Source organism: Halomonas sp. McH1-25, assembly GCF_022348165.1.
Classification (GTDB): domain Bacteria; phylum Pseudomonadota; class Gammaproteobacteria; order Pseudomonadales; family Halomonadaceae; genus Modicisalibacter.
Window position 1 is genome coordinate 948,737 of the sequence record NZ_JAKRFI010000001.1, and the last position, 11,430, is coordinate 960,166.

An 11,430-nucleotide genomic window follows, 5' to 3' on the forward strand; every position below is an offset into this window, starting at 1 on the left:
ATTCAGGTCGATGAACGATGATCAGCTCAGTCGCTGGAGGTGATGGTAAAGGATTGCGCGTATCCCACGCGACGCAGCTCACTGCGCAGCGCCTCGAGCTCTTGGGAGTCTCGAACCGGACCGACCTGGACGCGATGCAGCCGTTCGTCGCTATCGACACGCACCGGGCTGTCCAGCTCATTCTGCAGGCGATCGCGTAATGCCTGGGCATTGGCTGCCGACCCCAGAGCCGCGACCTGCAGATAGATTTGCCGGCCGGACGCCGCGGCAGGCGTGTCGACAGCCGACTGCGAGGCAGCGTCCACTGCCTGAGCGCTGCCAGAGGCAGCGACGCTGGCCGGCGGTGACGAACCGACAGCGCCACCGGTGCCGGTACGGGAACCGCCCGATGGGGAGCCAGCCTTGGCCGGTGCAGCCTGAGCAAGTGCAGGAGCCGACGAACTCGGCGCTGGCTGACGCTGCTGATGAGCAGCCTGCCAGGCCACGGGATCGATGGCCTCGACACGCACATGGCCGGTGCCATTGCGCAGAATGTCCAGCCGAGCAGCGGCAGCATAGGACAAGTCGATGAGCCGGTCATCGTGGAATGGACCTCGATCGTTGACCTTGACGATCACTGAACGATCGTTATCGACGTTGGTGACGCGCGCGTAGGTCGGTAGGGGCAACGAGCGGTGTGCGGCCGACATCTTGTACATGTCGTAGATCTCGCCACTGGCCGTGGCATAGCCATGAAACTTCTCGCCATACCAGGAAGCCCTGCCGCGTTTCTCATAGCCGTCGGCACTGGGCAGCACGTGGTACGTCTTGCCCCAGACTTCATAACTCGGACGATTGCCGCTACGCGCCAACGGCTCGACACGAGGCACGGCATCCGGCACGTTTGACACGTCAGGCGGTAGGTCAGGGTAGGCATCCCGATCCATGGCGTAACGGCCACCACCGCTGCTCTTGGCCTCGTCTCCCTGTCCGCTCTGGTAACCGCCGCCGCCACCGGCGCAACCAGCCAACAGCGCGACGCTCACCGCCAACCCGAGCCAGCGTGAACTCATGCCTCTCCCTCCATGGCTGCACGGATACGCTCGGCCAGCGTGGTGACGGCCATGGCATAGAGATGGCTATGGTTATAGCGGGTGATGACATAGAAGTTATGGTGGCCGAGGCGATAAGCCCACTTGTCATCGGCAAAATCCAGCGCCACGGGAATGACCCGGGTGTCGTCACTCAGCCCTTGTCCACTGCTGCCGGCAGGCTCGATACCCTGCGCGGACAGCGCTGCAAGCGAGACATAAGGCTCTTCAGTGCGATTGAAGGCAACTCCATCAGGTTGGGAGACCGGCCCTGTCGCCTCGGAAACCACCGGGGCGTCGGCTGTCCAGCCATGCCGGGCGAAATAGTTGCCGACACTGCCGATGGCATCGACCGGGTTGTGCCACAAGTCGCGCATGCCGTCGCCATCGAAGTCGACGGCATACGCCTGGTAGCTGGTTGGAATGAACTGTGGGTATCCCATCGCACCTGCATAGGACCCCTCGAGGGTCAGCGGATCGACCTGTTGTTCATTGGTGATTTCCAGAAATGCGGCAAGCTCGCCCCGGAAGAAATCTCCGCGACGCGGGTGATGGAAAGCCAATGTCGCCAACGAGTCGATGACACGATGACTGCCGGTATGCCGCCCGTAGAACGTTTCCACGCCGATGATGGCGGCAACGATTTCCGGGGGAACGCCATATTGGGCTTCGGCACGCTCAAAAGCCTCGCGATGGGCCTCGATGAAATCCACTCCCGCCTCGATACGCTCGGGCTTGATGAAGATATTGCGGTACTCGTCCCAACGCAACCGACGTTCCGCAGCGCCCGACATGGCCTCGAGTACCGCCGGGCGGTACTCGGCCCGACTCAGCGCGAGCGTCAGCCAGTCGCGATCCACCCCTTCGGAAGCCAGTTCGTCGACCAGGGCGCGCGCGCCCGCGTGACTGGCCGGGTCGAAATTTTCGGCACCGAATGCCGGCGTGACCAGCAACAAGCTGCTCGACACTAACGTAGCAAGGACCCGCTTTGCCTGACCAAAGGCTCCCCTCATCGTCTTGCGACTCCCCTGAAAATGCGCATTCGCTATCTCTGACACGTGGTCGCGAGTGTCGCCGCAGGCCGACTAGCGTGGCAGCAGGCGACGATGGCTGTGAATCGACATGAGAATACCGAAACCGGCCAGCAAGGTCACGCTGGAGGTCCCCCCGAAACTGACCAGCGGCAACGGCACGCCCACGACCGGCAGAATGCCGCTGACCATACCGACATTCACGAACAGATAAATGAAGAACGTCAGCGTGATACTCCCCGCCACCAGGCGCCCATAGGTATCCTGGGCACGGTTGGCGATGATCAGCCCTCGCATCACGATCATCAAGTAGAGCGTCAGTATCAGCAACATACCGATCAGGCCAAATTCTTCGCCCAGCACGGCGACAATGAAATCGGTATGTCGCTCAGGCAGGAATTCCAGTTGCGACTGTGTGCCCTGCGTCCAGCCCTTGCCGTCGATGCCGCCGCTACCAATCGCCGTGGTCGACTGAATGATGTTCCAGCCCGCCCCCAGCGGGTCGCTTTCCGGATTGAGAAAAGTGAGCACCCGCTGGCGCTGATAGGTATGCATGTTGAGCCACAGCAACGGCAATGCAGCAGCGGCCAGCAGGGCGAGAAAACCGATCAGGCGCCAGGAGAGCCCGGCCATCAACAGCACGAAGACAGCGGCGCTGGCGACCAGCAACGACGTTCCCAGGTCCGGTTGCTTGGCGATCATTACGACCGGCACGGCCAGTATGACGCCGCATACCAGGATATCCTTGAGCCCCGGCGGCAGAGGCCGACGATGCAGGTAGGCGGCGACCATCATCGGCATCGCCAGCTTCATGAGCTCCGACGGCTGGAAGCGCACCACGCCGGGAATCACCAGCCAGCGTTGCGCGCCCATGCCGATGTCGCCCATGATTTCGACGGCGACCAACATGAGCAGTCCGGCAAGATACAATGGCAGCGACCAGCGATACAGTGTCGTTGGGGACAGTTGCGCCAGGACTACCATTGCGGATAACGCCACCCCGAAGCGCATCACTTGGCCTTCGACTACGGCCAGGTTCTGCCCACTAGCGCTGTACAGTACGACCAGACCGCTTGCCAGCAGCACCAGCAACAGGCCCAGCAACCACGGGTCGAGGTGGATCCGTTCCCACAGGCTGCGGCGGCGCTTCATGGCCCGCCCGCGACTGGCCTGGAGCAGGGCCGACTCATTCGGCTTCATGAATCTCGTGCTCCTCGGTAGCTTCGGCAGCCGCTTCAAGGCTCTCATCGTCCGGCAACAACCAGGCATCCAGCAGCTGGCGCGCCAGCGGCGCTGCGTGGGTACTTCCACCGCCAGCGTTCTCGATGATCACGGCCAGAGCGATCTGGGGATCCTCGATGGGAGCGAACGCGGTGAATAGCGCATGGTCGTGCAAGCGCTCCTCGAGCTCGGCGGCGTTATAGCGCTCATCGTTGGAAAGCGTAAAAACCTGCGCGGTCCCCGACTTACCGGCCATGCGATAGGCCAAGTCCTGGCCGGAGCGCCTCGCCGTGCCTTCGCTTCCCGTCATGACATCCTCCAGCGCATCGTCGACCAGTTCCCACCACTGCTCGTTGGATAGCTCGATGTCCTGCTTCAGCTTGGGCGGGGTTACCGTCTTGCCGTCGATCCGCTTGGCCAGATGCGGCGTGACCCACTCACCGCGATTGGCCAGCACCGACATGGCCGTTGCCATTTGCAGTGGCGTAGCCAGCCAGTAGCCCTGACCGATACCCACCGACAGGGTTTCGCCGGGAAACCAGACCTGGCCGTGACGCTCACGTTTCCATTCGCTCGACGGCATCAGGCCGCTAGCGGCACCATAGACGTCATAACTGGTTTCCTCACCGAAGCCGAAACGGTGCATGAAATCGGCTAGCCGGTCGATTCCCAGATCATGCGCCAGGGTGTAGAAATAAGTGTCGTTGGAGACCACAATGGCGCGCTGCATGTCGACTCGCCCATGTCCCCAGCGCAGCCAGTTGTGGTAACGCCGATCAAAGCCCGGCAGCTTGTAATAGCCGGGATCGTAGATGGTCTTGCTAGGAGTGATGACGCCATTTTCGAGGCCCGCCAACGCCACATAGGGCTTGACTGTCGATGCCGGCGGGTACTGACCACGGATCGAGCGGTTATATAGCGGCAAGTCGGGATCGTTCTGCAATCTCCGGTAGTCCTCGTAGCTGATCCCGGTAACGAACAGGTTGGAGTTGAACCCTGGCGACGAGACCATGGCGAGAATTTCACCGGTTTTCGGCTCGATAGCCACGATCGAGCCGCGCCGTCCGTCTAGCAACTGATAGGCGAGCTTCTGCAAGCGCTTGTCGATGCTCAGCACGATATCCTTGCCGGGTGCAGGATCGGTGCGCCCCAGCTCCCGCAGGACACGCCCACGGGCATTGGTTTCGACCTTGCGCAGCCCCGCCTCGCCATGCAGGACGTCTTCATACTCTTTTTCGACGCCGGTCTTGCCAATGAAATGCGTGCCCGCATAGTCGCCCTTGTCGAGGTTAGCCAACTCCTCGGCATTGATTCGTCCGACATAACCGACCACATGCGACATGATGTCGGTGTCGGGGTAGTAGCGCAGCAACTGTGCCTCGACCTCGATACCCGGTAGACGGAAGCGGTTGATGGCCAACTGGGCAATCTGCTTTTCGTTGAGCTCGCTCATCAGCAGAGCCGGCTGGAACGGGCGCTGACGCTGGCGCGAACGCTCCATGAATACCGCCACCTGATCCTCGGGCAATTCCAGAATGTCCACCAGCAACCGCAGTGTCTCCTGCAGATCGCCGACACGCTCGGGCACGATGGTCAGGTTGTAAGTCGGCCGGTTCTCGGCCAGCAGCATGCCGTTGCGATCCAGCAGCAGACCGCGCGTCGGCGGCAACGGCTCGACACGCACGCGGTTCTTGTCCGAACGCGTGATATAGATGTCGTGCTGGACCACTTGCAGATAGACCAGGCGTGCCACCAGCCCACCGGTCATCAACACCACCACCAAGGCGGCCAGCAGTGAACGGTTACGAAAGACGCGAACTTCCTGCTCAGTGTCCTTCAGGGTCTCGCGGCGTTTACGCATGCAGGAAGAACATCTCTCACTCGTGCTTGGAAAAAGGGACAGGCGTGTGCATCAGATATCAACGGTGATAAGGGTGACCAACCAAGAGCGTCCAGGCACGGTATATCTGCTCGGCCAGCATCAACCGCACCAGCGGATGAGGTAGCGTCAAGGGCGATAGCGACCAGCGCTGATCCGCACTGGCGGACAGTCCAGCCTCGAGCCCGTCCGGACCGCCTACCAAAAGCGCCACGTCGGTGCCGGCATGGCGCCACTGTTCGGCCTCGCTCGCCAAGCGCTCGGTGCTCCAGGACTGCCCTTGGACTTCGAGGGCGACAAGGCGTTCATTGCCACGCAAACGTTCACGCATGCGTTGACCTTCCTGAGCCACGGCACGGGCCACATCGGCGTTCTTGCCGCGGTTGCCGGGGGCGATCTCGACGATTTCCAGGGCAAAGTCACGCGGCAGGCGTTTGCGGTACTCATCGACCCCCTGCTCGACCCAGGCGGGCATGCGATTGCCTACGGCGAGCAGACGGATCTTCATGCCCGGCCCCCGCGCGCGCCCTCCTCGACATCGCTGGGCAGGTCAGCCCACAAGCGTTCGAGATCGTAGAGACGGCGGGCATCCGGCATCATGACATGCACCACGACATCACCTAGATCGATGAGCACCCAGTCTGCGCCGGCATGCCCCTCGACACCCAGCGGACGAAAGCCGGCCTGCTTGGCCTTTTCCATTACATTGTCGGCCAGGGCGGCCACATGACGTGTCGATGTTCCGCTGGCCACCAGCATGGTGTCGGTGACACTGGTCAACGCCGAGACGTCGAGTTCGGCGATCTCCTGTCCCTTGAGTTCCTCAAGGGCATCCACCGCCAAGGTCTTGAGCGATTCGATGTGCATAGCTCCTCATGAATGACTTACGGCCACACGTAGCGGTTACCGGTACCCAGGTACGACCATGTCCCGGTATTTTACCCCGATAGCCACCATTAACGGTAAAGATTGCGCGACTGAATGAAGCTTTCCACCCTTTCCGGTACCAGATAGCGAATGCTTCGCCCGCTGCGTAGGCGCTGTCGTACGTCGGTGGCCGAAATGGCCATGCGACTCGGCAGCGCCAAGCGCAGGACACCGCCGGCGGGCTGGGCAAACAAAGCCTCGGCATGCTCCGCCTCGCGACCGGCCACCAGTTCCCTAAGCGCCCCGGGCAACTCGGCGGCGTATCCCGGCCTCTCGATCACCACGACGTGGGCGAACGAGAACAGCCGCTCGGGTGCATGCCACTCGGCCAGCTTGAGGAAAGCGTCGTGCCCCACCGCCATCACCAAGCGTACCGAATCGCCAAGCTCGGCGCGCAGTTGGGCCAGCGTGTCGGCGCTGTAGGAAGGCCCCTCGCGTTTCAGTTCGCGACCATCGGCCACCACACCGGGCGTATTGCCGATACCCGCCTCGAGCATCGCCAGGCGATCCGACGAGCACACACCCGGAGCCTCACGATGCGGCGGGACATGAGCCGGCACCATGAGCACCCTATCGAGTGCCAATGTCTCGTAAAGTTCCACGGCACTACGCAGATGTCCGAGGTGCACGGGATCGAACGTGCCCCCGAGCATGGCGACCCGGGAGTGACGCGATTCAGCGGCGGACATGTCCATCACCCAATACGACGTATTTGCGCGTCGTCAGCCCCTCCAGCCCCACCGGTCCACGCGCATGCAGCTTGTCGGTGGAAATGCCGATCTCTGCGCCCAAGCCGTATTCGAACCCGTCTGCAAAGCGCGTCGACGCATTGATCATCACCGAACTGGAATCGACCTCGGCCAGAAAACGGCGAGACAAGGTGTAGGATTCCGTGACGATGGCATCGGTGTGGTGAGAGCCGTAGCGCTCGATGTGAGCAATGGCCTCATCGATTCCCTCCACGATACGCACCGCCAGTACCGGGGCCAGATATTCCGCGTACCAATCATCCTCGCTGGCCGCCGCCACGTTCGGCAACTGTTCACGGGTGCGCTCGCAGCCACGCAACTCGACGTTATGCTCGGCATAGGCCGCTGCCAGCTTGGGCAACAGTTGGGCCGCGACCGGAGCGTCGATGAGCAGGGTTTCCATGGTATTGCAGGTGCCGTAGCGGTGCGTCTTGGCATTGACGGCAATCGCCAGCGCCTTGTCGAGATCCGCGCTGGCATCGACATAGACGTGGCATACCCCGTCGAGATGCTTGATGACCGGCACCTTGGCCTCGCGGGAAATTCTCTCGATCAGAGATTTCCCGCCACGCGGAATGATGACATCCACATACTCGGGCATGCTGATCAAGCGTCCCACCGCCTCCCGATCGGTAGTCCCCACGACCTGGACCGCCGCTTCCGGCAGGCCGGCCTCGACCAGTCCGCGAGTGATGCAGGCAGCAATCGCCGCGTTGCTCTCGCGCGCTTCCGAGCCACCTCGCAGAATGCAGGCATTGCCGGACTTGAGACACAGGCTGGCCGCCTCGACCGTGACGTTGGGCCGCGACTCGTAGATGATGCCGATGACACCCAGCGGGACACGCATCTGGCCAACCTGAATGCCGCTGGGCCGCGAGCGCAGCCCATCGATCTCACCGACCGGATCCGGCAAGGCGGCGACTTGCTTGAGCCCCTCGATCATCGCATCGATACGGCTTTCAGTGAGCGCCAACCGATCCAGCAGCGCATCATCCAGCCCCGATGTCCGGCCGCGCTCGAGGTCGCGGGCATTGGCCTCGACCAACGCCGGGCGCTCCGCTTCCAATTGCCGGGCCATGGCCAGCAGGGCGTCGTTCTTGCGCCCGGTATCGATGCGTCGCATGGCCGCACTGGCCTGACGCGCGGCCTGACCGAGCCGTTCCATGTAGGCGCCGATATCGTCGCCGGGGGAGAACAATGCGTGTCGTGACATCGGGGAAGACTCTCCATGCCATCCCCACCAGTTGCGTGGTCGGGGAGCGTTATTTCAGTAAAACCCGTAGATACGTATCGTCGAAGAGAGGATAGGTATCGTAAAGTGTGCGCTATTCGAAAGGGGGATCAATAGTAAGTCACTATGGAGAGCAAGTTCAAAGAAGGGCTTTACCGGCTCACACTGCTGCTGACGGCCACGGCTATCCTGCTCCTGGCCCTGACACCCCAGGATACCCTGTCGCGGGTCATCCTGATGTTGTGCGGTCTCGGCATAGGCACTGTCGGCGTGGGCTATCGTCGCCTTCCTGCGCTGCCCGATACCGCTGCCCCCATTTTTCTCGCGCTGCTGCTGACGTCGCTGCTGTGGCTGGCCCCCGAACGGCATGCCATGTGGCTGTGGGGGTGGGCTGCGGTGATCGCCATGCCGCAGCCAGCGTTACTGATTGTGCTGCACAGCGTTCTGGCCGCTTCGTGCTTATGGCAGGTGTCGCAGCTTACCGGCACCATGGCGGAAAACATACTGACTGCGCTGCTGCTGTGTGCGCTGATGCTACTGGGCCTGGCACGCCATTTGGGAGTATTGACACTATGGCGCGGAGTCTCGAGCCGCACCCGGTTGCTGGAACATCTACTGCTCTGGTCGGGTGCCCAGCTGGACGCCGACCTGAATCTCGAAACGATGCGCTGCGAGCGTGAAGGCAGTCACGGGGAACTCTTGCTGCTACGCTCTCCGAGCAACTGCCAGCCTGCACTCGCCGAGGCATTGATCGCCAGTACCCGAAGTTACGAGTCCTGCTATCAGGCCGATGGCCAAACCCTGGCCGCATTGCTCATCAACCGCAATGCCAAGGAAGCGACCCTGCGCCGCAACACCTTGCTCGCCAGTTTGCCATCCCCCTTTCAGGCCCGGTTCATCACGCTCGCCCCGGCATTGTCGCTAGGAACCCAGCTGGCCGCCCTGGAACGCCAGGAAAAGCCGGTCGTCGTTCTCGAGGAAAACAAGTGAGGCCGCGTATGGAGGGCCAACGCTGGCCATCGTTTCTGTTCGTGCTGGTCTATGCCATCGGCGCCGTTTTACTGGCTGGCTATGCGATCTGGCACTACTTGATGGGTGCCTACAACGACATCCTGATCCCCGCCTCGATGTCCGTTCTGCTATCTGGCGCCATCTTCCTGCGTTTCGCCAACCGCGACTATCGACATCTCTCGGCCTACCTGGCCTTGATCAGTTGCTATTTACTGATTGCCATGGAGCTGCCGCGCCAGGAGCTCGCTCTACTATGGATGGGCTTGCCGCCGGTACTTACGCTATTGCTTCTGCCGCAGGGCTCGGCGTTGCTTCTGAACCTGACGCTCATGCCCATCTGGCTGGCCCTGCTGGGTATCGATCTGCCGCTCCTCGAAACGGCTCTCTACTATCTGGCTCTGGTCGGTTTCGGCACATTGCCCGGCTGGATGCGGCACCGTCGCGCAGCGATGTTACGTGCCACGGAACCTAGTGACGCGCAGTGCGATGCGCTGTCCCGCAAAGTCATCACCGAACGGCTCACGGCGGAAGTCGATCGGGCACGCTCCATGCGTCGCCCCATGGCGGCGCTGGTCATCCATCTGCCTCAACTGGAAATGGCGGATGAACAGTTCGGTTCCGCCCTGCTGCATGCCATCTTGGCCCGGGTATGCCAGACCATTCGTGAAAGCTGTCGTCATCACGACCTGCTCGGGCGACACCAGCCCACCCTGTTCTGGCTGTTGCTGCCCGACACCGGGGAAGCCGGGGCCCTGATCGTCCGCGACCGCGTGATGCGCGCCCTGAATCGCGAAGTGTTTGCCGAGACCGGCGCGATCCAGGCCCGAATCCATGCCTGTTATCTTCATCCGGGAGAAACCACGACCCACTTCGAACAGCGGCTGCTCACTGCTGGCCTCAAACTGATGGAGCCCTCGCCGTGAACCTCGGCAACTGGCTCTACAGCCTGGCTCCCTCGCCGGGCTGGCTGCTTGTCGTCATTCTCGTGATAGCACTGACCGAATCCCTTGCCGTGGTCGGCTTGGTGGTTCCCGGCGTGGTGCTGATGACTGCCGCCGCTTCACTGGCCGGTCATTACGACCTGTCGATTCCTTTGATCTTGCTCTTTGCCTTTGTCGGCGCCGTCATTGGCGATGGCGCCAGCTTCCTGCTCGGCTATACCCAGCGTGAGCGCATCCCGGCTTTTTGGCCGTTCAAGCAACACCCTGAATGGCTGTCCCGCGGTGCACGTTTCTTTCAGCGCTATGGCGTGATGTCGGTACTCATCGGCCGTTTCGTCGGCCCGGTACGCCCCGTCGTGCCGATGATCGCAGGCATGATGCGCATGTCACCGATCACCTTCGCCTGGTCCAACGTAGGTTCGGCAATGCTATGGGCACCAGCCTACGTCCTCCCCGGTTACCTTCTGGGACGCACTTGGCAACAGTTGCTGACTCTCCCGCCGGGCAGTGACCGCTGGCTGATCATGCTGGCGGGCATCGTCATCGTACTCGCTTTGGTCTTTTCCCTGCTGCGCCATCAACTGGCCCGGGAAGGCAGGCTCTACCGGCGCCTCGCCTACTACGCCAGCCAGCGCGGCTGGCGGCGGCGGCTCTGGCATGCCCTGCGTCTCTCTTATCCGGGGGGTGAGTTCCCACTGGCTTCGCTGGTCCTGCTGGTGACCAGCCTGACGGCCCTAAGCGCCTGGACCTTATGGGTGCTAGAGCGGGGAACGCCCCTGACAATCGACACACAACTGCAGACATTCCTCGCAGCCTTTTCGGAGCCGTTACTGCTCCAGTTGGCTGCCTGGCTAGCCGAGGCGGGCGACATGCTGGGCAGAACGGCACTGGTCCTGCCATGGTTGCTGTGGTTGCTGTGGCGTCGCCAGACCGCTGCCCTGCTGCATCTGCTGGGCGGTTTGGGCGCCATCACCCTGGCCAACGTCCTGTTCGGACAGCTGTCGCTAGGCACCGCCCTCGATACCGCAACGATCGACTATCCCAGCGAATTGGTCTCAGCCTCGGTCGTGCTCAGCGGGTTGATGGCGGCCTACGTCTCGGAAAGCTTAACGTCCCGGTTTCGAGCTATCGCCTATTGGGTAGCCATTTTGCTCAGCCTAGCCATGGGCCTGGCCTGCCTGCTACTCGACATTGCGTGGCTCAGCGGCCTGGTGGGAGGCGCCCTGCTGGGATTGACGCTCAGCGCCTTGATTCGTGTCAGCTATCATTTTTTCGCGGTCCAGCCGCCGCTACGCCCGCCCTGGCTTACCCTGAGCCTGGCTTCGCTGATGCTGGGCATGGCGCGCATCGTCTGGCTTCCACCCGTCTGA

Annotated in this window: 11 protein-coding genes; 3 read left to right on the forward strand and 8 right to left on the reverse strand. The window is 62.1% G+C overall.

The window, feature by feature from the left end; translation table 11 throughout:
- Positions 1 to 26: 26 nt before the first annotated feature.
- The 8 genes from MHM84_RS04840 to MHM84_RS04875 form a co-directional block, all read right to left on the reverse strand.
- Positions 27 to 1,052, reverse strand: a complete 1,026-nt coding sequence (locus MHM84_RS04840; protein WP_239263067.1) for a septal ring lytic transglycosylase RlpA family protein — start codon at positions 1,050 to 1,052, stop codon at positions 27 to 29.
- A complete protein-coding gene (gene mltB / locus MHM84_RS04845; RefSeq protein ID WP_239263069.1) occupies positions 1,049 to 2,083 on the reverse strand; it encodes a lytic murein transglycosylase B in 1,035 nt (344 codons plus the stop codon). The genes MHM84_RS04840 and mltB overlap by 4 nt, the downstream gene beginning before the upstream one ends.
- Positions 2,084 to 2,155: 72 nt before the next feature.
- Positions 2,156 to 3,301: a rod shape-determining protein RodA gene (gene rodA, locus MHM84_RS04850; protein WP_239263071.1), complete on the reverse strand. Its 1,146-nt coding sequence runs from the start codon at positions 3,299 to 3,301 to the stop codon at positions 2,156 to 2,158.
- Positions 3,288 to 5,183, reverse strand: a complete 1,896-nt coding sequence (mrdA, locus tag MHM84_RS04855) for a penicillin-binding protein 2 (RefSeq protein WP_239263073.1) — start codon at positions 5,181 to 5,183, stop codon at positions 3,288 to 3,290. The genes rodA and mrdA overlap by 14 nt, the downstream gene beginning before the upstream one ends.
- A gap of 58 nt (positions 5,184 to 5,241) precedes the next feature.
- Entirely contained in the window at positions 5,242 to 5,709 is a 468-nt protein-coding gene (gene rlmH, locus MHM84_RS04860; RefSeq protein ID WP_239263076.1) for a 23S rRNA (pseudouridine(1915)-N(3))-methyltransferase RlmH, read from the reverse strand.
- Entirely contained in the window at positions 5,706 to 6,068 is a 363-nt protein-coding gene (rsfS, locus tag MHM84_RS04865) for a ribosome silencing factor (protein ID WP_239263079.1), read from the reverse strand. The genes rlmH and rsfS overlap by 4 nt, the downstream gene beginning before the upstream one ends.
- An 89-nt stretch (positions 6,069 to 6,157) precedes the next feature.
- A complete protein-coding gene (nadD, locus tag MHM84_RS04870) occupies positions 6,158 to 6,823 on the reverse strand; it encodes a nicotinate-nucleotide adenylyltransferase (RefSeq protein ID WP_239263081.1) in 666 nt (221 codons plus the stop codon).
- Entirely contained in the window at positions 6,804 to 8,090 is a 1,287-nt protein-coding gene (locus MHM84_RS04875) for a glutamate-5-semialdehyde dehydrogenase (RefSeq protein ID WP_239263083.1), read from the reverse strand. Before MHM84_RS04875 ends, nadD begins: the two co-directional genes overlap by 20 nt.
- A 144-nt stretch (positions 8,091 to 8,234) precedes the next feature.
- On the opposite strand from MHM84_RS04875, the gene MHM84_RS04880 reads away from it, so the two are divergent.
- From MHM84_RS04880 to MHM84_RS04890, 3 genes are read left to right on the forward strand one after another with little or no spacing between them, the layout of a single operon-like run.
- Positions 8,235 to 9,098, forward strand: coding sequence for a hypothetical protein (locus MHM84_RS04880; RefSeq protein WP_239263085.1), 864 nt, complete (start codon positions 8,235 to 8,237; stop codon positions 9,096 to 9,098).
- Positions 9,095 to 10,042 carry a diguanylate cyclase gene (locus MHM84_RS21570; RefSeq protein ID WP_239263087.1) on the forward strand — a complete coding sequence of 316 codons (948 nt, stop codon included), beginning with the start codon at positions 9,095 to 9,097 and terminating at the stop codon, positions 10,040 to 10,042. The genes MHM84_RS04880 and MHM84_RS21570 overlap by 4 nt, the downstream gene beginning before the upstream one ends.
- The gene (locus tag MHM84_RS04890; RefSeq protein WP_239263089.1) at positions 10,039 to 11,430 is read left to right on the forward strand and encodes a DedA family protein; all 1,392 of its coding nucleotides are present in this window, start codon (positions 10,039 to 10,041) and stop codon (positions 11,428 to 11,430) included. The genes MHM84_RS21570 and MHM84_RS04890 overlap by 4 nt, the downstream gene beginning before the upstream one ends.

Excerpts from the sequence above, each read along its gene's own strand:
- MHM84_RS04840 (WP_239263067.1), bottom strand. The coding sequence starts at position 1,052 with ATGAGTTCACGCTGGCTCGGGTTGGCGGTGAGCGTCGCGCTGTTGGCT.
- mltB (WP_239263069.1), bottom strand. The coding sequence starts at position 2,083 with ATGAGGGGAGCCTTTGGTCAGGCAAAGCGGGTCCTTGCTACGTTAGTG.
- rodA (WP_239263071.1), bottom strand. The coding sequence starts at position 3,301 with ATGAAGCCGAATGAGTCGGCCCTGCTCCAGGCCAGTCGCGGGCGGGCC.
- mrdA (WP_239263073.1), bottom strand. The coding sequence starts at position 5,183 with ATGCGTAAACGCCGCGAGACCCTGAAGGACACTGAGCAGGAAGTTCGC.
- rlmH (WP_239263076.1), bottom strand. The coding sequence starts at position 5,709 with ATGAAGATCCGTCTGCTCGCCGTAGGCAATCGCATGCCCGCCTGGGTC.
- rsfS (WP_239263079.1), bottom strand. The coding sequence starts at position 6,068 with ATGCACATCGAATCGCTCAAGACCTTGGCGGTGGATGCCCTTGAGGAA.
- nadD (WP_239263081.1), bottom strand. The coding sequence starts at position 6,823 with ATGGACATGTCCGCCGCTGAATCGCGTCACTCCCGGGTCGCCATGCTC.
- MHM84_RS04875 (WP_239263083.1), bottom strand. The coding sequence starts at position 8,090 with ATGTCACGACACGCATTGTTCTCCCCCGGCGACGATATCGGCGCCTAC.
- MHM84_RS04880 (WP_239263085.1), top strand. The coding sequence starts at position 8,235 with ATGGAGAGCAAGTTCAAAGAAGGGCTTTACCGGCTCACACTGCTGCTG.